The sequence below is a fragment of the Arthrobacter sp. NEB 688 genome, from assembly GCF_013201035.1.
GTDB lineage: Bacteria > Actinomycetota > Actinomycetes > Actinomycetales > Dermatophilaceae > Phycicoccus.
Map to the genome: position 1 here is coordinate 1,535,899 of NZ_CP053707.1, position 22,486 is coordinate 1,558,384.

At 75.4% G+C, this 22,486-nt stretch carries 18 protein-coding genes and 1 tRNA gene; 13 read left to right on the top strand and 6 right to left on the bottom strand.

What is annotated here, in order from left to right; all coding sequences use genetic code 11:
* Window positions 1-53 precede the first annotated feature (53 nt).
* Genes HL663_RS07295 through htpX form a run of 9 tightly spaced genes read left to right on the top strand, consistent with a single transcriptional unit; the run spans window position 54 to window position 8,702 of the window.
* A complete protein-coding gene (locus HL663_RS07295) occupies window positions 54-575 on the top strand; it encodes an NADH-quinone oxidoreductase subunit C (protein ID WP_286175998.1) in 522 nt (173 codons plus the stop codon).
* A complete protein-coding gene (locus HL663_RS07300) occupies window positions 572-1,528 on the top strand; it encodes a complex I subunit 1/NuoH family protein (protein WP_173027731.1) in 957 nt (318 codons plus the stop codon). Before HL663_RS07295 ends, HL663_RS07300 begins: the two co-directional genes overlap by 4 nt.
* Window positions 1,522-2,154 carry a NuoI/complex I 23 kDa subunit family protein gene (locus HL663_RS07305; RefSeq protein WP_173027732.1) on the top strand — a complete coding sequence of 211 codons (633 nt, stop codon included), beginning with the start codon at window positions 1,522-1,524 and terminating at the stop codon, window positions 2,152-2,154. The genes HL663_RS07300 and HL663_RS07305 overlap by 7 nt, the downstream gene beginning before the upstream one ends.
* Window positions 2,151-2,669, top strand: a complete 519-nt coding sequence (locus HL663_RS07310) for an NADH-quinone oxidoreductase subunit J family protein (RefSeq protein WP_173027733.1) — start codon at window positions 2,151-2,153, stop codon at window positions 2,667-2,669. The genes HL663_RS07305 and HL663_RS07310 overlap by 4 nt, the downstream gene beginning before the upstream one ends.
* Entirely contained in the window at window positions 2,666-2,980 is a 315-nt protein-coding gene (gene nuoK / locus HL663_RS07315) for an NADH-quinone oxidoreductase subunit NuoK (protein ID WP_173027734.1), read from the top strand. Before HL663_RS07310 ends, nuoK begins: the two co-directional genes overlap by 4 nt.
* The gene (locus HL663_RS07320; protein ID WP_173027735.1) at window positions 2,977-4,854 is read left to right on the top strand and encodes an NADH-quinone oxidoreductase subunit 5 family protein; all 1,878 of its coding nucleotides are present in this window, start codon (window positions 2,977-2,979) and stop codon (window positions 4,852-4,854) included. Before nuoK ends, HL663_RS07320 begins: the two co-directional genes overlap by 4 nt.
* On the top strand, window positions 4,845-6,326 hold the full coding sequence (locus HL663_RS07325) for a complex I subunit 4 family protein (protein WP_173027736.1): 1,482 nt from the start codon (window positions 4,845-4,847) through the stop codon (window positions 6,324-6,326). Before HL663_RS07320 ends, HL663_RS07325 begins: the two co-directional genes overlap by 10 nt.
* Window positions 6,323-7,768, top strand: coding sequence for a proton-conducting transporter transmembrane domain-containing protein (locus HL663_RS07330; protein WP_173027737.1), 1,446 nt, complete (start codon window positions 6,323-6,325; stop codon window positions 7,766-7,768). The genes HL663_RS07325 and HL663_RS07330 overlap by 4 nt, the downstream gene beginning before the upstream one ends.
* A gap of 46 nt (window positions 7,769-7,814) precedes the next feature.
* Complete coding sequence (gene htpX, locus HL663_RS07335) at window positions 7,815-8,702, top strand: zinc metalloprotease HtpX (protein WP_173027738.1); 888 nt, start codon at window positions 7,815-7,817, stop codon at window positions 8,700-8,702.
* 71 nt (window positions 8,703-8,773) lie between these two features.
* Here the strand turns inward: htpX and HL663_RS07340 are convergent, their stop codons facing one another.
* Window positions 8,774-9,559 (bottom strand): glucosamine-6-phosphate deaminase, encoded by a 786-nt coding sequence (locus tag HL663_RS07340; RefSeq protein WP_173027739.1) that lies wholly within the window; start codon window positions 9,557-9,559, stop codon window positions 8,774-8,776.
* Between the two features lie 10 nt (window positions 9,560-9,569).
* Complete coding sequence (locus HL663_RS07345; protein ID WP_173027740.1) at window positions 9,570-10,988, bottom strand: glycoside hydrolase family 3 protein; 1,419 nt, start codon at window positions 10,986-10,988, stop codon at window positions 9,570-9,572.
* Between the two features lie 57 nt (window positions 10,989-11,045).
* On the opposite strand from HL663_RS07345, the gene pepN reads away from it, so the two are divergent.
* A complete protein-coding gene (gene pepN / locus HL663_RS07350; protein ID WP_173027741.1) occupies window positions 11,046-13,529 on the top strand; it encodes an aminopeptidase N in 2,484 nt (827 codons plus the stop codon).
* A 202-nt stretch (window positions 13,530-13,731) separates the two neighbouring features.
* On the top strand, window positions 13,732-15,261 hold the full coding sequence (locus HL663_RS07355) for a S8 family peptidase (protein ID WP_173027742.1): 1,530 nt from the start codon (window positions 13,732-13,734) through the stop codon (window positions 15,259-15,261).
* A 102-nt stretch (window positions 15,262-15,363) separates the two neighbouring features.
* Here HL663_RS07355 and HL663_RS07360 read toward each other — a convergent pair whose 3' ends face one another.
* The 3 genes from HL663_RS07360 to HL663_RS07370 form a co-directional block, all read right to left on the bottom strand.
* Window positions 15,364-17,388 carry a vWA domain-containing protein gene (locus tag HL663_RS07360; protein ID WP_173027743.1) on the bottom strand — a complete coding sequence of 675 codons (2,025 nt, stop codon included), beginning with the start codon at window positions 17,386-17,388 and terminating at the stop codon, window positions 15,364-15,366.
* Complete coding sequence (locus HL663_RS07365; RefSeq protein ID WP_173027744.1) at window positions 17,381-18,769, bottom strand: magnesium chelatase ATPase subunit I; 1,389 nt, start codon at window positions 18,767-18,769, stop codon at window positions 17,381-17,383. Before HL663_RS07365 ends, HL663_RS07360 begins: the two co-directional genes overlap by 8 nt.
* A gap of 79 nt (window positions 18,770-18,848) precedes the next feature.
* Window positions 18,849-19,343: a YajQ family cyclic di-GMP-binding protein gene (locus HL663_RS07370; RefSeq protein WP_173027745.1), complete on the bottom strand. Its 495-nt coding sequence runs from the start codon at window positions 19,341-19,343 to the stop codon at window positions 18,849-18,851.
* 66 nt (window positions 19,344-19,409) lie between these two features.
* Between HL663_RS07370 and HL663_RS07375 the strand changes: the two genes are divergently transcribed.
* Together HL663_RS07375 and HL663_RS07380 are read left to right on the top strand one after the other, a co-directional pair.
* Window positions 19,410-19,493 (top strand) — tRNA-Tyr (locus tag HL663_RS07375).
* Window positions 19,494-19,581: 88 nt separating this feature from the next.
* A complete protein-coding gene (locus HL663_RS07380; protein WP_173027746.1) occupies window positions 19,582-20,811 on the top strand; it encodes an AI-2E family transporter in 1,230 nt (409 codons plus the stop codon).
* Window positions 20,812-20,841: 30 nt separating this feature from the next.
* Here the strand turns inward: HL663_RS07380 and HL663_RS07385 are convergent, their stop codons facing one another.
* Window positions 20,842-22,404 (bottom strand): carboxypeptidase-like regulatory domain-containing protein, encoded by a 1,563-nt coding sequence (locus HL663_RS07385; RefSeq protein WP_173027747.1) that lies wholly within the window; start codon window positions 22,402-22,404, stop codon window positions 20,842-20,844.
* Window positions 22,405-22,486: the final 82 nt, after the last annotated feature.

Consider the following 22,486-nt stretch of genomic DNA (forward strand, 5'->3'; position numbering starts at 1 on the left):
TCGCCGACCCGGCCGCGGACCCTCCGGCCGCCGCGCTCGCTAGGCTGCCCGACGTGGCGGACGAGGTGCGTGAGGTCGAGCCCGGCGGGTGGCGGTCCGCCGTCGCCGCGGCCCGGGACGAGGGCCACGCCTTCTTCGACTGGCTGAGCGCCGTCGACCGGCTCCACGACGAGGCGGCGCCGGGGTTCGACGTGCTCTGCCACCTCCTCGATGTCTCGACCCCCGGCGCGCTGCGCGGGGTGCTCCTGCGCACCCGCGTCGCGGACGGCGAGGCCGTGCAGTCGCTGACGCCGGTCTTCGCCGGCGCCGCGTGGCACGAGCGCGAGACGCACGAGATGTTCGGCATCGACGTCGAGGGCTTCGACGACGGCAGCGGCCTCGGCCTGCGCCCCCTCCTGCTGCCCGACGGCTTCGAGGGCACGCCGCTGCGCAAGTCCTTCCAGCTCGCGGCGCGCGCGAGCCGCCCCTGGCCGGGCGGCAAGGAGCCGGGCGAGGGCCACGACAGCGCCCGCTCGCCGAGCCGCCGCCGCGTCCAGGCGCCGGGCGTCCCGCCGCCGGAGTGGGGTCCGCGATGACGCTCCTCGAGGCGGCCCTGCGCGCGGTCGCGGCGCTCGCGGCCTTCCTCGTCCTGCCGCTGCTCGTCGGGCAGGCCGAGCACAAGGTGATGGCGCACATGCAGGGCCGGCTCGGCCCGATGTACGCCGGTGGCTTCCACGGCTGGGCGCAGCTCGTCGCCGACGGCGTGAAGTTCGTCCAGAAGGAGGACATCACGCCGCGCGCGGCCGACCGCTGGGTCTTCCGGCTCGCCCCGGCCGTCGCGCTCGTGCCCTACCTCGTCGCGCTCGCGCTCGTGCCGGTGCACCCGGGCGTCGCGGCGGTCGACGTCCCCGGCTCGCTCGTCCTCCTGCTGGCGGCCACCTCGGTCGGGGCGCTCGGCACGCTGATGGCCGGCTGGTCCAGCGCCAACAAGTACTCGCTCATCGGCGGCCTGCGCGCCGCCGCGCAGCTCGTGTCGTACGAGCTGCCCATCGTCCTGGCGCTCGCGTCGGTGGCGCTGGCCGGCGGCTCGCTGTCGCTGGCCGTCCTCACCGAGCGCTGGAGCCCGCTCTGGCTGCTCTGGCAGCTGCCCGGCGCGGTCGTCTTCCTCGTCGCCGCCGTCGCCGAGCTGCAGCGCCCGCCGTTCGACATGCCGGTCGCCGACGCCGAGCTCGTCATGGGCGCCTGGACCGAGTACACCGGCCTGCGCTTCGCCTTCTTCCTGCTCTCGGAGTACGCGGGCATCGTCGTCATGTCGCTGCTCTTCGCCACGCTCTGGCTCGGGGGCTGGCACGGGCCGTTCCCCGACGCCCTCGGCTGGCTCTGGACGCTGCTCAAGGGGTTCGTCGTGGCGCTGCTCGTCATCTGGGTGCGGGTCGCCTGGCCCCGCCTGCGCGAGGACCAGCTGCAGCGGCTGGCCTGGCTCTGGCTCGTCCCGCTGGCCCTCGGCCAGCTCCTGCTCACGGGTGTGGGGGTGGTGCTCGGATGGTGACCGCCGACGACCGCGGACGGACCGGCGGGCTGCCGGGCGTCCTCAAGGGGCTCGCGACGACCGCGCGGACCGCCCTGCGCCCCACCCACACCGCGGAGTACCCCGACGTCGCGCCGAGCCTGCCGCCGCGCAGCCGCGGGGTCATCGCGCTGCTCGAGGAGAACTGCACCTCGTGCATGCTCTGCGCTCGCGAGTGCCCGGACTGGTGCATCTTCATCGACTCGCACAAGGAGACGATCCCGGCCCCGACGCCGGGCGGGCGCGAGCGCCAGCGCAACGTCCTCGACCGGTTCGCGATCGACTTCTCCCTGTGCATGTACTGCGGCATCTGCATCGAGGTGTGCCCGTTCGACGCGCTGCACTGGAGCCCGCAGTTCGAGTACGCCGAGACCGACATCCGCGACCTGCTCCACGAGAAGGAGCGCCTCGGCGAGTGGATGCCCACCGTCCCGCCGCCGCCGGCGCTGGACGAGCGCGCCGCCGAGCCGGCCGAGGTCGCCGCGGCCAACCGGCCGGCGCGGGGCACCGGGCTCGTCGGCGGGGCCGGCGCAGCGCGCCCGCCGCGCACCGTCCGGCCCAAGGTCGTCCGCGAGAAGCCGTCCGCCGCACCGCAGGACGACCCGTGACGGCGCTCGACACCGCCTTCGCCGCGAGCGGGGTGCTCGCCGTCCTCGGGGGGCTCTTCGCCGTGACGACGCGCCACGTCGTCCACGCCGCGCTCTGGCTCGTCGTCGCGCTCCTCGGCGTGGCCGGCTCGCTGCTCGTCCTCGGCGCCGAGCTCGTGGCCCTCGTGCTCGTCCTCGTCTACGTCGGCGCGGTCGTCGTGCTCGTCCTCTTCGCGCTGATGCTCACCCGCGCCCCCATCGGACCCGACGTCGCCCACGCGGTCGGTCCCTGGCGGGCGGTCGGCGCCGGGCTGCTCGGCCTCGCGACGGCCGGGCTGCTCGCGACGGCGCTCGTGCCGCTCGCCGACGGCACCGTCGAGCGGGCCGACGTCACGACGACGCAGGTCGCCGGGCAGCTGTTCGGCACGTGGGTGTGGCCCTTCGAGCTGCTCTCGCTCCTGCTCCTCGCCGCGCTCGTCGGGGCGCTCGCGGTCGCGCGGGGCGAGCGCGCCGTCGACGGGGCGACGGCGCCGTGATCCACCTCGTCGGTCCGTACCTCCTGGCCGCCGCCCTCGTCGGGCTGGGCGTCGCCGGGATCGCGGTGCGCCGCAACGCCGTCCTCCTGCTCGTCGGCGTCGAGCTCGTGCTCTCGGGCGGGCTCGTGCTGCTCGTCGCGACGCAGGCCACCGGCCTCGACCGCTGGGCGGCCGGCAGCGTCCTGCCGCTGTTCACCATCACGATCGCGGCCGCCGAGGTCGTCGTCGCGCTCGCCGTCGTCCTCGCCGTCTTCCGGCAGCGCGGCAGCATCGACCTCGACCGGCGCAGCGAGCCGGAGGACGTCCCGTGACCCCCTGGCTCCTCGTCCTGCCGACGCTGCTCGCGGCCGGGCTCGGCGTGGCCGTCCGCCGCGACGACCGCTGGGCCGGCGCCCTCGCCGTCGGCGGCACGGGGGTCACCCTGCTGCTCGCCGTCGTCGCGTGGATCTCGCAGTCCGGCACCGCCGTCGGCCACCTGCCGTCCCTGCCGCTCGGCGACCTCCAGGTCCCGCTCACCCTCGCGACCGACCCGGTGCGCCTCGCCGTCGCCACCGTCGTCGCGCTCGTCGCCACCGGGGTGCAGGCGTACTCGACGTGGTACCTCGCGGCCGACGACCGCTACGGCCAGTTCGCCGCCACCGTCAGCCTGTTCACCGCGGCGATGCTGCTCGTCGTCGTCTCGTCCGACCTCGTCCTCACGGTCGTCGGCTGGGAGGTCATGGGCTGGTGCTCCTACCTCCTCATCGGCCACTGGTCGCGCCGTCCGGCGGCCCGCCGCGCGGCGCTCAAGGCGTTCCTCGTGACCCGCGTGGCCGACATCGGGTTCGTCCTCGGCCTCGTCGGGCTGGCCGCCGGGGCCCGTTCCACCGACCTCGGTACGGTCGTGCGCGCCTGGGACCGCCCCACCGCGTGCATCGACACCGCGGTCGCCGCGGGCTCCAGCGTCGGTGACGCCCTCGCCGCCTGCGCCGCACCGGACGCCACGCTGCGGGCCGTCCTCCTCGTCCTCGTCGTCATCGGCGTCCTCGGCAAGTCGGCGCAGGTCCCGTTCCAGGACTGGCTCGCCGACGCGATGGAGGGCCCGACGCCGGCCAGCGCGCTCATCCACGCCGCGACGATGGTGGCCGCCGGCACCGTCGTGCTCGCCGGGCTCTTCCCGCTGCTCGCCGACAGCCCGAGCGCGCGCTGGGTGCTCGGCATCGCCGCGTCCGTGACGATGCTGCTCGCCGCCGTCCTCGCCTTCGCGCAGAGCGACCTCAAGCGGATGCTCGCGTGGTCGACGGTCAGCCAGGTCGCCATCATGCTCGGGGCCGTCGCCGCCGCGCCCGGTGCGGCCGGCCCGGACGCCGGTCTGCTGCACCTGTGGTCGCACGCGCTGTTCAAGTCGCTGCTCTTCCTCGCCATCGGCTGGGCCGCGGTCGCCGCCGGGGGCACCGCCGCGACCGCCCTGAGGGGCAGCGCCGCCGCGGCGCCCGTCCTGCGGGCCGCGTTCCTCGTCGGCTTCCTGTCGCTCGCCGGCGTGCCGCTCGTCGTCGGCGGCGTCTCGAAGGAGCACGTCCTCGCGACCGCCTGGGACGGCGCGGTGGCCGGCGACGGCCCGGGCGTCCTCGTCCTCGTCGTGCTCGTCCTCACCTCGGCCGTCACCGCCGCCTACTCGACGCGCGGCTACCTCGTCCTCACCGCGCACGTGCGCCAGCGCCCGACCGCGGGCGGGGTGACCCCGGCCGCCCCCGTCGTGCTGTGGGTGCTCACCGTGCTCGTCGTGTTCGGCGGCCTCGTCCTGCTCACCGACACCTTCGCGGTCGGCGAGGTGTCGCTCCTCTGGCTGCTGCTCACCGTCCTCGTCGTCGGGCTCGGGGTGGCGGTCGCGCTGCGCGGCGGCCTCGACCGCGACCCTGCCGAGGTCCTCGCCCGCCGGCTCACGCCGCACGCCGACCGCGGGCTCGGCGTCGACGCGGTCTACCGTCGCCTCGTCGCGCGACCCGTCCTGCGGGCGGCCCGCGTCGTCGCCTTCCTCGACACCGAGGTCGTCGACGCCTACGTCCGCGGCACCGCCGTCACGACGCGCGCGGCCGGCTGGGCCGGGGTGCGCCTGCACCGCGGCGAGCGGCCGAGCGCCGGCGTCGGGCTCGTCCTCGGGGCGGTCGTCGTCCTCGGCCTCGTGGGGGTCCTCGCGTGGTCGTGAGCCTGCTCCTCGCGCTCCCCGCCGCGGTCGGCCTCTGGCTGGTCAGCGGCGGGCGCGGCCTCGCACCCGCGCCGGCCCGCCGGCTGGCGGCCTCCACCGCGGGCCTCACGCTCGTGCTCGCCGTGGCCGTGGCGCTGACCCGTCCCGGCGTCGACCGCTCGTGGCTGCCCGAGCTCGGGGTGCGCTGGTCCTTCGGCGTCGACGGCATCTCGGTGCCGCTCGTCCTGCTCACGGCGCTCATGGGCGTCGTCGTCACCGCCCACGCGTGGGTCGAGCTGCCCGCGGGCGGCACCCCGGCGACCTTCCTCGGCTGCCTCCTCCTCGTCGAGGCCGGCGCCCTCGCCACCTTCACCGCCCGTGACGCCGTGCTCTTCCTCGTCGCCTTCGAGGTCGTCCTCGTCCCGATGTGGGTGCTCATCGGCCGCTACGGCGACCCCCGTGACCCGCGAGCCCGCCGCGAGGCCGCGCAGCGCTTCGTCCTCTACACCGCGGTGGGGTCGACGACGATGCTCGTCGGCATTCTCCTGCTCGTCGCGTCGGCGGGCACGGCCGACCTGCGCGAGCTCGCGGGCGGGGCGGGCGCCGCGCTGGCCCCCGGCACGCAGCTGGCCGTCGCCGTCCTGCTCGTCGTCGGGCTCGCCGTCAAGGTCCCGGTCTTCCCGCTGCACACCTGGCTGCCCCCCGCGCACACGACCGCCCCGACCGCCGGGTCGGTGCTGCTCGCCGCGGTCCTGCTCAAGATGGGCACCTACGGCCTCGTCCGGCTGCCCGTCGCCACGGTCCCGGACGGGTTCGGGCGGCTGGCGCCGGTGCTCGCCGTGGCCGGTGTGGTCGGCATCGTCTGGGGCGGTCTCGTCTGCCTCGTCGAGCGCGACCTCAAGCGACTCGTCGCGTACTCGTCCGTGGCGCACATGGGGTTCGTCGTCCTCGCCCTCGCGAGCGGCTCCGAGACCGGGCTGCAGGCGGCGCTCTACGCCAACATCGCGCACGGCGTCGTCTCGGCGCTGCTCTTCGTCCTCGTCGGCGGCCTCAAGCACCGGTGGGGGAGCGTCGACCTCGCGGTCCGGCGGCCCGCCCTTCGCGAGACTTCGCCGCGCCTCGGGTTCGTCCTCCTCCTCGGGCTGGCCGCGAGCCTCGGACTCCCGGGCCTGGCCGGCTTCTGGGGCGAGTTCCTCGCGATCTACTCCGCGTGGCGGCCGGCCGCCGACCGGCCGGGGGCGGTCCTGCTCACGTGCGCGGTCGTCGCCGCGGTCGGTGCCGCCCTCGCGGCGGCCTACGCGCTGCGCGTCGCGGGCCTCGTGTGGTCCGGCGACCGTCCCGACCCCGAGTCGCCCGTCACCCCCGACACCGTCGGCGTCGAGCGGTGGGTGCTCGCCGGGCTGTCGGCCCTCGTCGTCCTCCTCGGGGTCGCGCCGATGCTCCTGCTCTCGGTCACCCACGACGCGGTCGCGGCGATCGGCGGTGCCCGATGACCTCCCTCGTCTCCGTCGACGCCCTCGTCCTGGCCCCCGCGCTGGCGCCCGTGCTCGGGGTCGTGCTCGTCCTCGTCGGGGACGCCGTGCGCCCCGGCCGCTCGCGGTGGGCGCTGCCCCTGGCGGGCGTCGTCCTCGTGGCGGGCGCCGTGCTCGCCCTGCGCGGCAGCCTCGGCTCCGAGCTCGAGCCGCTGCGCACCCTCTGCCTCCCCGCGCCCGACGGCGCCTGCCTCTGGACGGCCGGCCCGCGCACCTCGACCCTGCAGGCCGCCGTCCTGCTCGCCTCCGCGGCCGCGCTCGCGCTGCTGCACGACGGCCGGGCCGGGCGCCGCGACACCACCGTCACCGCCACGCTGCTGCTGGCGTCCGCGACCGGAGGGGTGGCCGTCGCCGCCGCCCGCGACCTCGGCTCGTGGCTCGTCGCGCTCGAGCTGGCCACCGTGCCGGTCGTCGCACTCGTCGCCCTGCGCGGCACCCGCTCGGCCGCCCACGGCGCCCTCAGCCTGCTCGTCACCTCGCTCGCGTCCTTCGCGCTGCTCGTCCTCGGGGCGGCCCTCTGGGTCACCGCGACCGCCGACGCCACCTTCTCGTCCGAGACGGTGGCCGCGGCCTGGGCCGACCCCGACCGCCGGCGCGTCCTCGTCCTCGCCGTGGTGCTGCTCGTCAGCGGGCTGGGGTTCAAGCTCTCGCTCGTGCCTTTCCACGCGTGGACGCCGCAGGCCTACGCCGCGGCCGACCTCGGCACGACCCTCTTCCTCGCGGCCGCCTCCAAGGTCTCGGCCGCGGCGGCGCTGCTCGTCGTCGTCTCCGCGCTCGTGGGCGCCGCGCCCGGGCCGACGGTGGCGCTCGTCCTCGGCCTGCCCGCGGTGGCCTCGCTCCTGCTCGGCACCGTCGTGGCGCTGCGGCAGGACGACCCGGTGCGCCTGCTCGCGTGGTCGACCATCGCCCAGGCCGGATGGGTCGTCGTGCCGCTGACGGCGGTGTCGACCGCCGGGCTGCGCGCCTCGGCCGCCTACGTCGTCACCTACGCCGCCGCCACGACGGTCGCCTTCGCCGTCGTCGCGCGCACCGGGGCCCGCACGCTCGCCGACACCCGCGGGCTGCTGCGCCGCGACCCGCTCGCCGGCGGCGCCCTCGTCCTCGCGCTCCTCGTCCTCGCCGGGCTGCCGCCGGGCGTCATCGGCCTCGTCGTCAAGATCGTCGCGCTGTCGGCGCCGGTCGCGTCCGGGGTGTGGCCGGTGGCCGCGGCGGCCGTCGTCGCCGTCGTCCTCGGCCTCGCGGTGTACCTGCGGTGGGTCGCCGTGCTGCTGTCGCAGCCGGACGGCGACGCGGCGGAGGGCGTCCCGGCGGGCCGCTCGACCGGGGTGGTCGTCCTCGTCGGGACGGCGGTCCTCGTCGTCGTCAGCGCCCTGCCCCACCTGCTGCTCGGCGGGCTCGGCTGAGCCACGGGGTCGGAACTGAAACGCGACCCGCGCGCGTTCACCCCACATGCACAACCACTTCAACGGCCTCAAGACCGCCGGGCTCCTCGGCGGTCTCTGGGCCATCCTGCTCGTCATCGGGTTCGCCGTGGCGCAGGGCACGGGGAGCAGCGTCTTCATCCTCGTCTTCGCCCTCATTGGCCTGGCGACGACCGCCTACGGCTACTGGAACTCCGACAAGCTGGCCATCAAGGCGATGCGCGCCTACCCGGTCACCGAGGCGCAGGCCCCGGCGATGTACCGGATCGTCAGCGAGCTGTCGACGCGCGCCGGCAAGCCGATGCCGCGCCTCTACATCTCGCCGACGCAGGCCCCGAACGCCTTCGCGACCGGCCGCAACCCCGAGAACGCCGCCGTCTGCTGCACCGAGGGCATCCTCGGCCTGCTCGACGAGCGCGAGCTGCGCGGGGTGCTCGGGCACGAGCTGATGCACGTCTACAACCGCGACATCCTCACCGGGTCGGTCGCGGCCGCCATCGCCGGTGTCATCTCCTCGATCGGCCAGTTCCTCACCTTCAGCGCCCTCTTCGGCGGCAGCAGCGACGAGGACCGCAACCCGATCGCCGGCCTCGCCCTCGCGCTGCTCGCGCCCATCGCGGCGGTGTTCGTCCAGATGGCGATCTCGCGCACCCGCGAGTACGACGCCGACGAGGACGGCGCCACCCTGACCGGCGACCCGCTGGCCCTCGCGAGCGCCCTGCGCAAGCTCGAGCTCGGCGTCGCCCGGGCCCCGCTGGCGCCGACGTCGCAGCTGGTCAACGCGAGCCACATGATGATCGCCAACCCCTTCCGGGCGCAGGACGTCAGCCGGATGATGTCGACCCACCCGCCGATGGCCGAGCGCATCGCCCGCCTCGAGCAGATGGCGTACGGCCACCGCATCACCCCGAGCTGACCCTCACCTCGCGCGAACGTGTGTGTACACGCCGGTGGACCCCGGCGTGTTCACACACGTTCGCGGTGGGGTCAGGTGGGGAGGCCCGCTGCGGAGTCGTCGTAGTACTGGCGGTTGCGCAGCCCGGCGGCGGCGGCCTCGTCGAGGCAGACGACGGTGTCGGGGTGCCACTGGAGCACCGACGCCGGCACGGACGCCGTGAGCGGCCCCTCGAGCGCCGCCGCGACCGCCTCGGCCTTGGCGTCGCCGGTCGCGACGAGCACGAGGCGGCGGGCGGCGAGGATGGTCCCGAGACCTTGCGTCAGGCAGTGCGTCGGCACGTCGTCGAGCCCGGTGAAGAAGCGCGCGTTGTCGCGGCGGGTGCGGGCGGAGAGGCGCTTGACCCGGGTGCGCGACGCGAGGGCCGACCCCGGCTCGTTGAACCCCAGGTGCCCGTTGGCGCCGATGCCGAGGACCTGCACGTCGACCCCGCCGAGCTCCTCGATGCGCGCCTCGTACGCGGCGGCCGAGGCCTCGAGCGCGACGGCGTCGGTGGCCGAGCCGTCCGGCACCTCCAGCCGCTCGGGCGCGAGCCCCACGACCCCGCACACCTCGCGCAGCAGCACCTGCCGGTAGCCCTCGGGGTGCCCGGGCGGCAGGCCGACGTACTCGTCGAGCGCGACGCCGTAGGTCCCGGAGAAGTCGGCGCGTCCGTCGGCGACGGCGCGACCGAGCTCGCGGTAGAGGCCGAGCGGGGAGGAGCCGGTCGCGAGGCCGAGCACGGGCGGGTGGCCGCCGGAGCGACGCAGACCGGCGAGGACGACCTCGGCCGCGCGGGACGCGGTCTCGTCGGGTCCGGGGCTGACGAGGATCTCCATCGCGGCCAGCCTAGGGGCTGCCGGTGGGCGACGGCCCGGCCGGTGCCCCGAGCGCGACGAGCAGGGCGCGAGCCACCGCGGGGGAGGCGCCCCAGGTGACGACGTCGGCGTCCTCGCGCGGCCACCCGCACTCGACGAGGACGACGTGGTGGCCCCGCGCCCGCAGCCGCTCGGCCGCGGCCCGGGCCGGATGGTCGACGCCGACCGCGCGGCCGACGACCGCCACCCGCGCACCGGCGGGCACGTCCGCCTCGGCCACGGTGACCCCGAGGGCCGCGGGCCCCCAGGCGACGGCCCCGACGGCGAGGTTGCTCGCGCTCCCCACCTGGACGACGGCGAGCGGCGCCGGGTCGGCGGCGAAGCCGCGCGCCGCGTCGGTCAGGGTGAGCGCGGGGACGACGGCCTCGACGGGCGGCAGGTCCGGCCCGACCGCCGGTGTCGGGTCGGCGTACCGGGCGGCCAGGGCGCGCACCCGCCCGGCGGCCTCCGCGAGCCGAGGCGCCGGCAGCCGCCCGGTCTCGACCGCCTCGGCGACGGCCGCGCGCACGGCGTCGAACCGCTCCGGCCCGGTGGCCGACCCGAGGCAGAGCAGGTCGACGCCGGCGGCCAGCGCGCGCACCGCGGCCTCGGGGACGCCCGTCGTGGCGCTGGCCCCGGCCATGTCGAGGGCGTCGCTGACGAGAACCCCGTCGAAGCCGAGCTCGTCGCGCAGCACGCCGAGGACGGTGGGGGAGAACGTCGCCGGGCGGTCGAAGTCGAGGGCCGGCACGACGACGTGCGAGGTCATCACGCAGGCGACGCCGGCCTCGACCGCCGCCCGGAACGGCACGAGCTCGCGCTCGCGGAGCACCTCGAGCGGCACCTCGACGCGCGGCAGGCCGTGGTGCGAGTCGGTGACGGTGTCGCCGTGGCCGGGGAAGTGCTTGGCGCAGGCCGCGACCCCGGCGCCCTGCAGCCCCTCGACCCACGCCGCCGTGTGCCGCGCCACCACGGCCGGGTCGTCGCCGAAGGACCGCACGCCGATGACGGGGTTGCGAGACGAGGAGTTGACGTCGACGACGGGCGCGAGGTCGAGGCCGACCCCGAGCCCGGCGAGCTCCGCCCCGAGGTGCGCCGCCGCGCGGCGGGTCAGGCCGGTGTCGTCGAGGCGGCCGAGCACGGCGTTGCCGACCGAGGTCGAGCCGCCGGGGTAGTGCAGCCGCGTGACGTCGCCACCCTCCTCGTCGGCGGCGACGAGCAGCCCCGGCAGCTCGCGGCGCAGGGTGGAGCAGACCTCCGCCACCCCGCCGCCGGGGCCGGTGTTCTCGCCGTAGAGGCAGACCGACACCAGCCCGTCGGCCTGGGCGGCCCGCAGCCACCCGGGCACCACCGTGCCGACGAACCCCGGCTGGAGGACGGCCGCGACGTCGCGGGGGTCGGCGGTGGGCATCCCCGGATGCTAGCCACCCGGCTGGGCGGGGCCGCCGACGTCTGGTTGGGTGGGCCCATGCCGTCCCTGACCCGCGACGAGGCCGTCGCCCGCGCCGCCCTGATCTCCGTCGACGCCGTCGAGGTCGACCTCGACCTGGACCGCGGCGCGGACGTCTTCGGCTCGCGCACCGTCCTGCGCTTCACGAGCGCCGCCACCGGCGCCTCGACGTTCGTCGACCTGCGCCCGGTGCAGCTGCACGCCGCCACCCTCAACGGCCGCTCGCTCGACGCGGCGGCGCTCGACGACGGCCGACTGCGCCTGGACGACCTCGCCGCCGAGAACGTCCTCGAGGTCGAGGCGACGATGGCGTACGGCCACGACGGCCAGGGCCTGCACCGCTCCACCGACCCGGCCGACGACGAGGACTACGTCTACGGGCACCTGTTCCTCGACGCCGCGCCGCGCGTCTTCGCGTGCTTCGACCAGCCCGACCTCAAGGTCCCGTACACGGTGCACGTCACGACGCCGCAGCACTGGAGCGTCGTGGGCAACGGTGCGGCGCAGCAGGTCTCGCCGGGCCGGTGGGAGCTCGCGACGACGCAGCCCCTGGCCACCTACTTCGTCACCGTGTGCGCCGGCCCGTGGGTGTCGGTCACCGCGGAGCACGACGGCATCCCGCTCGGGGTGCACGCCCGCCGCTCTCTCGCCGGGCCGCTGCGCGAGCAGGCCGAGCAGATGCTCGCGACGACGCGCGCCTGCTTCGACCACTACCACCGGCTCTTCGGCATCCGGTACCCCTTCGGCGAGTACCACCAGGTGTTCGTGCCGGAGTTCAACGCCGGCGCGATGGAGAACCCGGGCTGCGTGACCTTCCGCGACACCTACGTCTTCCGCGGCGCCGCGACCCCGGACCAGGTGCTCGAGCGCGACAACACGATCGCCCACGAGATGGCGCACATGTGGTTCGGCGACCTCGTGACGATGCGCTGGTGGGACGACCTCTGGCTCAACGAGTCCTTCGCCGAGTACATGGCCTACCGCGCCTCCACCGAGGCCCTCGGCGCCGACGAGGCGTGGGTCGAGTTCGCGATCGTCCGCAAGCTGTGGGGCTACGCCGCCGAGCGCTCGCCGAGCACGCACCCCGTCGCGGGGTCGCCGGCGCCGGACGCGCTCTCGGCGCTGCAGAACTTCGACGGCATCTCGTACGCCAAGGGCGCCTCCGTGCTGCGCCAGCTCATCGCGCACATCGGCGACGACGCCTTCGTGGCCGGCGTCTCGGACTACCTGCGCGGCCACGCCTTCGGCAACGGCGAGCTGAGCGAGTTCCTCGACGCGATGGCCCGCGCCGCCGGCCGCGACCTCGACGGCTGGGCGCAGGCCTGGCTGCGCACCTCGGGCGCCGACCGGCTCGCCCTGCGCCGCGACGGCACCCTGACCCGGCGCGTCCCCGCGGACCGGCCGGCCGACCGCCCCCACACCCTCGACGTCGCCGCGTTCGACGGCGACGGCGAGGTGCTGCGGGCCCGGGTCGTCCTCGACGGCGAGGCCGCGACGGTCGACGGCGTCCGAGACCTGCCCGCGCACGCGCTCGTCGTCCCGAACGCCGCGGACCTGACCTGGGCCGAGGTCTCCCTCGACGAGGAGACCCTCGACGGCCTGCTCGGCGGGTTCGCCGACGTCCCCGACCCGCTGGCGCGCGCCGTCCTCTGGACCTCGCTGCTCGGCGGGATGGCCCGGGCCGAGGTCGACCCGCGGCTCGTCGTCGATCTCGTCGAGTCCGCCTGGCCGCGCGAGGACGACGCCTCGGTGCTCACCCGGGTCCCGCTCGCCGCGACCTCGTCGGTCGTCCCGCTCTTCCTGCGCCCCGAGGAGCAGGCCGAGGCGCTCGAGCGGGTCGCGCTCGCGGCCGACGTCCTCGCCGACCGGGCCGCCGGGACGGACGGGCCCTCCGGCGACGCCCTCGCCCTCGTCGCCGCGCGCGTCTGGGGCCGCACGGGGTCGGACGGCGAGCGGCTGGAGCGCTGGGCCCGTGGCGAGGGGCTGCCGGCCGCCCTGACCGACGACGACGACTTCCGGTGGATCGTCATGCGTCGCCTGGCCGCCCTCGGCGCGCTCGACGACGCCGGGCTCGCGCGCGCCGAGGAGGCCGACCGCTCGCTCGCCGGTCGCCTGGCCGCGCTCGGGGTGCGGGCCGCCCGCCCGACCGCGGAGGCCAAGGAGTGGGCCTGGTCGCGCCTCGCCGACGACCCCGACCTGTCGAACTACGCCGCCCTCGAGATCGCGCGCGGCTTCTGGGCCGGCGCCGACACCGACCTCGTGCGGCCGTACGTCCCGCGCGTCGGCGACCTCCTGGCCCGGATGGGGGAGCGGATGGGCGAGGACGCGCTCTCGCGGGTCGCGACCGCGCTGCACCCCAAGTGGGTCGTCGAGGACGCGACGCGCCGGGAGTCCGACGCGCTGCTGACCCGCCGCGACATCTCGCCGGGGGTCACGCGCGCACTGCTCGACGAGGACCACGTGCTGCGCGAGGCGCTCGCGTCGCACCGCCGCTTCGCCTGACCCGTCCCTCCCGACTGATTGCTGGTTCCGCCGCCCGACACGCCGCCCGACGGCGGGTCGGGCGGCGGAACTCGCAACAAGTGGGTTGCGGCACAGCCGTGGACCCGCGCGGTTGCTGGCCCGAGATGCGAGGTCGCGCGGGCCGGGTGATGATCGCCGGGCAGCACCCGAGCCCACAGGCCCGTTCCCAGGAGGACATCCCGTGACCCGTCACACCCGTTCCCGCCGACTCGCCGCCGCGACCTCCGCGGTGGCGATCGGCGGCGCCCTGCTCGCCGGCTCCGCCGCGGCCGCGCCGACCGCGCCGACCGCGCCGGCCGCCCCGAGCGCCGAGGCCCCGTCGACCCCCGTGCCGATCGTCACCCCCGACGGCGAGGTCTTCAGCTACGTCCTCAACGCCAAGCACGCCAACCGCGGCCAGACCCGCCTCGTGAGCAAGGCGGTGGCGAAGGCCGGCGGCGTCGTCGTCCAGGAGTGGCCGCAGATCGGCGTCGTCGTCGCCCACTCCGACCGCGCGGCCTTCCGCGCCGACGTCGCGAAGGCGGCGGGCCGGGCGCTCGACTCGGTCGGCGCGACCCGCACCGTCCCGGTCTCCGAGGTCGCGCCCGCGTCCACCGCGCGCAGCCGGGCCGCCGACGACGCGCAGGCCACCCGGAAGGACACCGACGTCGAGTCGTCGTCGAGCCGTCCGGTGCCCACCGACCCGCGCGAGGTCGAGCAGTGGGACATGCAGATGATCAAGGCCGACCACGCCCACGACATCACCGACGGCTCGCGCAAGGTCCTCGTCGGCGTCCTCGACAGCGGCATCGACGCCGACCACCCCGACCTCGTCGCCAACCTCGACGTGCGGAACTCGGTGAACTGCAGCGACTCCGGCCGTCCGAGCAGGACCGGCTGGGAGCCCACGACGAGCGACCACGGCACCCACGTCGCCGGGACGATCGCCGCCGCCCGCAACGGCGTCGGCATCGTCGGCGTCGCGCCGAACGTGCGGATGGCCTCGGTCAAGGTCGTCAACGACGACGGCTTCATCTACCCCGAGTACGCCGTCTGCGGGTTCGTCGAGGCGGGCCTGAAGAAGATGGACGTCACGAACAACAGCTACTACGTCGACCCGTTCGAGTTCTGGTGCGAGGACCAGCCCGACCAGGCCGCGGCCAAGGAGGCCGTGCGCCGCGCCGTCACGTGGTCGACGAAGCAGGGCGTCGTCCACGCCGCCGCCGCCGGCAACTCGGGCAAGGACCTGGCGAACAAGAGCTCCTTCCAGGACACCACGAGCCCGAACGACGGCACCCCCGTCACCCGGACCATCAACAGCGGGTGCCAGGACATCCCCACCGAGCTCGACGGGGTCGTCACGGTCTCGTCGGTCGAGCGCTTCCCGACCGACACGCTGGGCAGCCGCCTCTCGAGCTTCTCGAACCGTGGCCTCGGCGTCATCGACGTCGCGGCCCCGGGCTCGCGCATCCTCTCGACCGTCGTCGCCGACAACGGCTACGGCCTCAAGAGCGGCACCTCGATGGCCTCGCCGCACGTGGCCGGCGTGCTCGCGCTCATGAAGTCGGCGCACCCCTCGTGGAAGCCGGCGAAGATGATCGAGAAGCTCCGCCAGCAGGCCGACGACAAGGCCTGCTCGGCGGCGACCGCCGGCGTGCCGTGCGTCGGCCCGACGCGCGACAACAGCTACTTCGGTGAGGGCATGGTCGACGCCCTCGACGCGGTGAGCTGACGCCCCACCCGCACCACCACTGGTTGCGCATCCGCCGCCTCGGGAGGCCCGTCCGAGCCCCTCGCAGGTGGCGGATGCGCAATTAGTCGGGTCAGGACGCGGTCAGCCGGCCCAGAAGCCGCGGCCCCCGAAGAGGTCGCGGTAGGAGCCGAAGGCCGCCTGCCCGGGCGCGCGCCCGTCGAGGTAGGACCCGACGACCGCTGCCCCGAGGTCCCCGAGCTCCGGCGCGACGACCCGCCCGCGCGCCCGCCGGGCCATCGAGTCGACGAAGCGGGCCAGGCCCGGGTCGTCGCCGAGGCGGAAGAACGTCACCTGCGCCCCGAGCCGCGCCGAGGCGTCGAGCTCGCGGACGGCCAGCGCCAAGGTACGCGGATGCGGCGGGTAGTCGAAGAACACGCCGCCGCCGGGCTCGAGGTGCGACGTCGGCTCGCCGTCCGTCACGATGAGCAGCACCGGCTGGGCGTCGGGGTGCTTGCGGAAGTGCCGGTTCGCGAGCAGCAGCGCGTGGTGGAGGTTCGTGCCCTTGTCCCACTCGGCGTCGAGGCCGGTCAGCGTCTCGATGTCCATCGTCCGTGCGTGCCGGGCGAACGCGACGAGCTGGAGGTCGTCGCCGCGGAAGCGGGTCGAGACGAGCTGGTGCAGCGCGAGCGCGGTGCGCTTCATCGGCACCCAGCGGCCGTCCATCGCCATGGAGAACGAGGTGTCGACGAGCAGCGCCACCGCGGCCCGGGTGCGGGCCTCGGTCTCGGTCACCTCGACGTCGCGGATGTCCAGGCGCATCCCCTGCGCCGGGTCGCCGCCCTCGCCGACGACGCGGGTGATGGCGTTGGTCATCGTGCGGGTGGTGTCCCAGGGCTCGGTGTCACCGAACTCCCACGCCCGCGTCCCACCGCTCTGCTCGCCGGCGGCCCCGGCCTGGCGGGTGTCGCGCTGGCCGCCGCGGCTCGACAGCCGACCGGCGACGTCGCGCAGGAGGGACTTGCCGAGCTCGCGCATCGCCTTGGGGGACAGGCGGAGCGACCCGTCGGAGGAGCGGGTGAGCATCCCGCTGTCGCGCAGCGCCCGCTCGAGGTCGGCGAGCGCGCGGGCGTCGACGGCGGCGTCCTGCCCGAGGTGACGCGCGAGGGCGTCGAGGTCGACGTCGTCCATCCGCGACCCCGGCCCGGACTGCGACAGCTGCTCGGAGAGCGCGTCGAGCTGCGCGAGGTCCTGGAGCACGCCGGTGCCGTCACCGAGCCCGAGCCCCTGCTCGCCGTCGAACCGCTCGGAGCCGCCCCAGTCCTCGCCGGGGCGCAGGCCCTGCAGCAGGCCGTCGAGGCGCGAGAGCTGGTCCATGAGTCCCGGTGAGCCGAAGGCCTGCTGGGACAGCTGCATGAGCTCGGCGCGCTGCTCGGGCGACATCGAGGCCATCATCCGCTGGGCCGCGGCGGCCCGGGCGGCGAGGGCGTCGACGAGCTCCTCGACGGTCTCCGGCTGCTCGGGGAAGAAGTCGCCGTGCTTGTCCATGAAGTCCCGGAACTGCTGCGAGGTGTCGTCGCCGCGGGCGTGCGCCTCGAGCAGGTCGCCGAGGTCGCGGACCATCTCCTCGACGGCGGCGCGGTCCTCGTCGCTCGCGTTCTCGAGGGCCTGCTTCATCCCGGCGAAGCGCTGGTCGAGCAGCTCGCGGCCCAGCAGGTCCTTGATCTCCTCGTACTTCTGCCGCCCCTCGGACGAGCGCCACGCATAGTCCGACAGCTCGCTCACCGCGGCCGCCGGTGTGGGGGAGAGGTTCTCGATGCGCATCTCGGCGAAGCGCGCGTCGTCGTCGAGGTCGCGGGCCAGCTGCTTGCGCTCGGCGAGCACCGCCTCGTCGAGCAGCCGGCGCACCTCCTCGAGGGTGCCGTCGAGGTTGTGGCGCTGGAGCAGCTCGCGCCGCCGCTCGGCCACCCGGCGGGCCAGCTCGTCGAGCCCGGGGTGGTCGCGGGTGCCCTGGCGCAGCAGCTCGCGCATCGCGCGCTCGGGCGAGTAGCCGGCCATGACGTCCTCGCCGATGGCGTCGAGCGCCTCGCGCAGGTCGACCGGCGGGGCCAGCGGGTCGCCGCCCCCGTACCGGGTGAAGCGCGAGCGCCTCGACCCCCGGTCAGCCATAGACGGTCTCCGCCCCGTCGCTGTCCTTGCCGATGCGCCGGGCGAGGTAGAGGCCCTCGAGCGCGAGCTCCATCGCGCTGGCGCGCTCGCCCTCGGTCGTCGCGTCCAGGCGCTCGGCGACCTTGTCGTAGACGTCGGACTCGCCGAGCACGGGCAGGGCGTCGAGGAAGGTCCGGGCGGTCACCTGCTCGCCGGTCGCGACCATGGCGCCCTCCTCGATGGCCTCGACGAGCAGGGCGAGGTCGATGCCGCCGAGCCGGCGCCGGGCCGTCTCGGCGGTCGCGGTGCGCAGCAGGTGACCGAGCACCTCGCGCTCGCGCCCCTCCTCGCCGGTCTCGAGCTCGACCTTGCCGCGCAGGACCTCGAGCGCGGCCTCGAGGTCGACGACGCGGGCCACGGCCTCGTCCTCGCCCTGCGAGGTCGCGCGGTGCAGCGCGGCGGCGGCGACGGTCTCGGTGGCCGCGATGGCGAAGCGCGCCGAGACGCCGGAGCGCTGGTCGACCGAGCTCGACCCCCGCAGGCCGCGCGTGAAGCGGGCGACGATCTCGACGAGGAAGTCCGGGACCTGCGCGACGAGCGTCGCCTCCTGGCGGATGACGGCGACCTCGTCGTCGACCTCGCGCGGGTAGTGCGTGCGGATCTCGGCGCCGAAGCGGTCCTTGAGCGGGGTGATGATCCGCCCGCGGTTGGTGTAGTCCTCGGGGTTGGCGCTCGCGACGACGAGGACGTCGAGCGGCAGCCGCAGGACGTACCCGCGGATCTGGATGTCGCGCTCCTCCATGACGTTGAGCATCGCGACCTGGATGCGCTCGGCGAGGTCGGGCAGCTCGTTGATGGCGACGACCCCGCGGTGGCTGCGCGGGATGAGGCCGAAGTGGATCGTCTCGGGGTCGCCGAGCCGACGGCCCTCGGCGACGCGCATCGGGTCGACGTCGCCGATGAGGTCGGCCACGCTCGTGTCGGGGGTCGCGAGCTTCTCGGCGTAGCGCTCGTCGCGGTGGCGCCACGCGACGGGCAGGGCGTCGCCGAGCTCGGCGGCCCGGCGCCGCGACTCGACGGTGATCGGCTCGTAGGGGTGCTCGCCCAGCTCGGAGCCCTCGATGACCGGCGTCCACTCGTCGAGGAGCCCGACGATGCTGCGCAGCAGGCGGGTCTTGCCCTGCCCGCGCTCGCCGAGCAGGACGATGTCGTGGCCGGCGAGCAGCGCCCGCTCCAGCCGGGGGATGACCGTCGTCCCGAAGCCGTGCATCCCCGGCCACGGGTCGCGGCCCTCGCGCAGGGCGGCGAGGAGGTTCTCGCGGATCTCGACGTGCACGCCGCGGGCCGTGTGGCCCGACGCGCGCAGCTCGCCGACGGTGCTGACGGCCGGTGGGGCGCTCATCACCTCACGCTACGTCAGCATCGCCGACGACGGGAGCCCCGGGCCGAGGTGGCCCGGGGCTCCCGTCGAGGGCCGCGGGTCAGCGGCGGTTGGTGTAGCTGAGCGCGACGTCGAGGTCGGCCTCGGTGAGCAGGCGCTGGACGGCCTGGAGGTCGTCGCGGGACTTGCTCGTGACGCGCACCTCGTCGCCCTGGATCTGCGTCTTGACGCTCTTGGGCCCCTCGTCGCGGATCATCTTCGTGATCTTCTTGGCGTTCTCGGAGGTCAGGCCCTCCTTGAGCGCGACGTCGAGCTTGTACTCCTTGCCCGACAGGCGCGGCCCGGCCTCGGGGATGTCGAGGTGCTTGAGCGAGACGCCACGCTTGACCAGCCACGTCTCGACGACGTCGAGCACCGCCTTGCAGCGGTCCTCGCTGTTGGCCTCCATCTTGATGACGTCGCCGGAGAGCTCGACGCTCGCGCCGACCCCCTTGAAGTCGTACCGGTTGGCGATCTCCTTGGCCGCGGTGTTGACGGCGTTCGCGATCTCCTGGCGGTCGAACTTGCTGACGATGTCGAAGCTGCTGTCGGCCATCGAGGGGCCCTCCTGGGGTCGATTGGGTTGGCTCGGGTGCGGCTTGCTATCCTTCCATGCGCACCAGGCAGGTTGCCCGAGCGGCCAATGGGAGCGGACTGTAAATCCGTCGCGAAAGCTTCGAAGGTTCGAATCCTTCACCTGCCACCAGTGCTCATGAGGCCCGGTCCCGGCACCTGCCGGGGCCGGGCCCTCGTCGTCCCGGCGGCGGGTCCGCGACGGCCCTAGGCTGCGGCGCATGAGCGAGACCACGCCCACCGCCACGGCGGGCACCGACCCCCACATCCTCGACCCCGCCCACCGCACCGACCGCCGGCGCACCGTCGCCGTCGTCGGTGTGCTGCTCGGCGTCGCGGTGCTCGGCTTCGTCCTGTGGCGCGGCAGCTCGATGGTCTTCTACGTCGTCATGAGCTGGTTCGTCGCGCTCGCGATGGAGCCGGCCGTCGCGCGCCTCACCCGCTGGATGCCGCGCGCCGCCGCCACCGCCACGGTGATGCTCACGGCGCTGGTCGCCCTCGGGGCGTTCCTCTATCTCTTCGGCAGCCTCCTCGTCGACCAGCTGACCGCGCTCGTCTCGGCCGTGCCGGGCATCGCCTCGGACGTCCTCGAGCAGCTGAACCGGGCCACCGGGTCGCAGTACACCTACGACGACCTCCTCGAGCAGGCCGGCATCTCGCCCTCGGACCTCAGCGGCTACGCCCAGAACGTCGCCTTCGGCGTCTTCGGGTTCCTCACCGCGCTGCTCGGGGCGTTCTTCGGCGTCTTCGTCGTCGCCTTCCTCGTCTTCTACATCTCCGCGGGGATGCCCCGCCTGCGGCTCTGGCTCGCCGGCCGGATGAACCCGCGCGTCCAGGTGCCGTTCCTCACCGCGTGGGACCTCGCGAAGGTCAAGGTCGGCAACTACATCGCCGCCCGCGTCGTCCTCGCCTCGCTCAACGCGCTCGCGAGCAGCGTCGCCTTCTTCCTCCTCGACCTGCCGTACTGGCTGCCGCTGGCCCTGTGGACCGGTCTCGTCGCGCAGTTCATCCCGAACATCGGCACCTACGTGTCGATCGCGCTCGCGGTCGTCGTCGGCCTCACCTCGCCCGACCCCTGGCTCGGGGTGTGGGTGCTCGTCTGGGGCATCGCCTACCAGCAGGTCGAGAACCTCACCATCGAGCCGCGGATCTCGGCCCGGGCGGTCGACGTCCATCCCGCCGTGTCGTTCGGGGCGGCGCTGCTCGGGGCGCAGCTCTTCGGGCTGTCCGGGGCGCTCATGGGCGTCCCGCTCGCGGCGACGGCGATGGCGATGCTCGAGATCTACCAGCGCCGCTACGAGATCACGCCGGCCACCGAGGAGCGGGTCGCCGCTCTCGTCGCGCCGCGCGTCGACCCGGAGGAGGACGAGCCCGAGCTCCCCGCGCTGGAGGAGGCGCGCCGGGCCGCCGAGGAGCACGCGGCCGCCGAGGACCACCCCACTCCCCGCTGAGACGGCCCACCACCCGTCGGTGGGCGCGCGTCAGTGCGCGCGGTGGTGGTGGCGCCGGCGCGAGAGGGCCAGGAGGGCGGCGCCCCCCGCGAGCAGGGCCACGCCGAGCACCAGCGGCGCCGTCGGGTCCGTGCCCGTCGCCGCGAGCACCGGACCGGACGCCGCGGGCGGCGGGGTCGTCGGGGCCGTGGTCGCTCCCGCGGTGGGGGACCCGGTCGACGACGCCGGGGCGGACGCGGTCGCCGTCGCCGTGACCGTGGGGGTCGGGGTGGCGGTGGGGGTGGCGGTCGCCGTCCCGGTCGGGGTGGGAGTGGGCGACGGCGCCGCCCCGAGCACGACGGGGTCGAGCGCGAGGCCGTCGCAGCCGAGGGTGACGCCGACCGGCCCGGGAGCGGTGTAGCCCTCGGGGGCGTCGACCGCGACGGAGAGGTCGCCGACCGGCAGCGCGTCGAGCGACCACGCGCCGTCGGTGCCCGTCGTGTCGCGGGCGAGCTCGGTCGTGCCGTCGAGGACGCGGACGAGCGCCCCGGGCAGCGGGTCGCCGGTGGCGTCCACGACGGTGCCGGAGACCGGGCGGAGCGAGCGGAGCGCGGTCGTGCGGTCGGCGACGTCGCCGCCCGAGAGGTCCAGGACGCTCGTCGCGAGGTCGTCGACCGCTGCGGTGGCCGACGGCACGACCCGCAGCCGCCAGTCGTCGGTGCCGAGGAGGCCGCCCAGCGACCAGGTGCCGTCCGCCCCGGTCGTGTCGGACGCCGCGACCGAGTCGTCGGGCCGCAGGGCCTCGACGCGCACCCCGTCACGGTCGGAGGTGCAGGGCGCCGTGACGGAGCCGGAGGCCGCCTGCTCGGCGGTCGCCAGCCACAGCTGGTAGGTCGGGAAGCCCTGCTTCCACGTCGAGGTGATGCTGAGCGACCGCACCGGCACGGTGGGCGACAGCCACCCGGCCGCACCGGTCGTGTCGCAGCGCTCGCCGACGGACGGGCAGAGCGGGTCGGCGAGCGTCACCGACGTGCCGCCGGTCGTCGCCGTGGGGACGGCGTAGGGGGCGGTGAGCCCGGAGCAGGCCGACGCGCGCGGGCTCGCGTCGCACGCGCTGAACGTCGGCACCAGGCCGAGCTCGGCCCCCGTCAGCGCCGCGCCGTCGGCGTCGGTCCCGGTGACGACGAGGGTCTCGGCGTCGACGTCACCGAGCGCGACGCCCCAGCCGCCGACGGGCGTCGGGGAGCCGAAGGTCAGCGTCGTCGTCGAGGGCGACCGGGCGTTGTCGGCGGCCGGGCGGAGGGACAGGTACTCGCGGTCCTGGCTCGACCCGAAGCGCGCACCGAAGGACGACGACGCCGGCAGCCACGACGTGGCGCCGCCGAACACCTGCGCGGTGGCCCGCGACGTGGAGGCGAGCGACACCGTGGGGAACCCGGTCGCGAGGCCGGTGGCGCTCGCGGTGTAGGCGCCCCCCGAGCCGCCGAGCGTCCAGTCGGGGTAGCCGTCGCCCGGCGCCGCATCGGCCGACGCGACGCCCGTGCCGAGCGCGAGCACGCCCGCCGCTGCCACCACCCAGAACCGTCGGGCGCCGCCCGTCCCACCCTGTCGCATGTCAGCACCGTAGGGGCGGGGGACCGTCCGGCGCGCGCCGAGGGACCGACACCGATACTCGCCGTCCATTACTCGCGAGTCA

What these genes read in the sequence shown, in the direction of transcription:
- HL663_RS07300 (WP_173027731.1), top strand. Translation starts at nt 572, where the DNA reads ATGACGCTCCTCGAGGCGGCCCTGCGCGCGGTCGCGGCGCTCGCGGCC.
- HL663_RS07305 (WP_173027732.1), top strand. Translation starts at nt 1,522, where the DNA reads ATGGTGACCGCCGACGACCGCGGACGGACCGGCGGGCTGCCGGGCGTC.
- HL663_RS07330 (WP_173027737.1), top strand. Translation starts at nt 6,323, where the DNA reads ATGACCTCCCTCGTCTCCGTCGACGCCCTCGTCCTGGCCCCCGCGCTG.
- htpX (WP_173027738.1), top strand. Translation starts at nt 7,815, where the DNA reads ATGCACAACCACTTCAACGGCCTCAAGACCGCCGGGCTCCTCGGCGGT.
- HL663_RS07340 (WP_173027739.1), bottom strand. Translation starts at nt 9,559, where the DNA reads ATGGAGATCCTCGTCAGCCCCGGACCCGACGAGACCGCGTCCCGCGCG.
- HL663_RS07345 (WP_173027740.1), bottom strand. Translation starts at nt 10,988, where the DNA reads ATGCCCACCGCCGACCCCCGCGACGTCGCGGCCGTCCTCCAGCCGGGG.
- pepN (WP_173027741.1), top strand. Translation starts at nt 11,046, where the DNA reads ATGCCGTCCCTGACCCGCGACGAGGCCGTCGCCCGCGCCGCCCTGATC.
- HL663_RS07360 (WP_173027743.1), bottom strand. Translation starts at nt 17,388, where the DNA reads ATGGCTGACCGGGGGTCGAGGCGCTCGCGCTTCACCCGGTACGGGGGC.
- HL663_RS07365 (WP_173027744.1), bottom strand. Translation starts at nt 18,769, where the DNA reads ATGAGCGCCCCACCGGCCGTCAGCACCGTCGGCGAGCTGCGCGCGTCG.
- HL663_RS07370 (WP_173027745.1), bottom strand. Translation starts at nt 19,343, where the DNA reads ATGGCCGACAGCAGCTTCGACATCGTCAGCAAGTTCGACCGCCAGGAG.
- HL663_RS07380 (WP_173027746.1), top strand. Translation starts at nt 19,582, where the DNA reads ATGAGCGAGACCACGCCCACCGCCACGGCGGGCACCGACCCCCACATC.
- HL663_RS07385 (WP_173027747.1), bottom strand. Translation starts at nt 22,404, where the DNA reads ATGCGACAGGGTGGGACGGGCGGCGCCCGACGGTTCTGGGTGGTGGCA.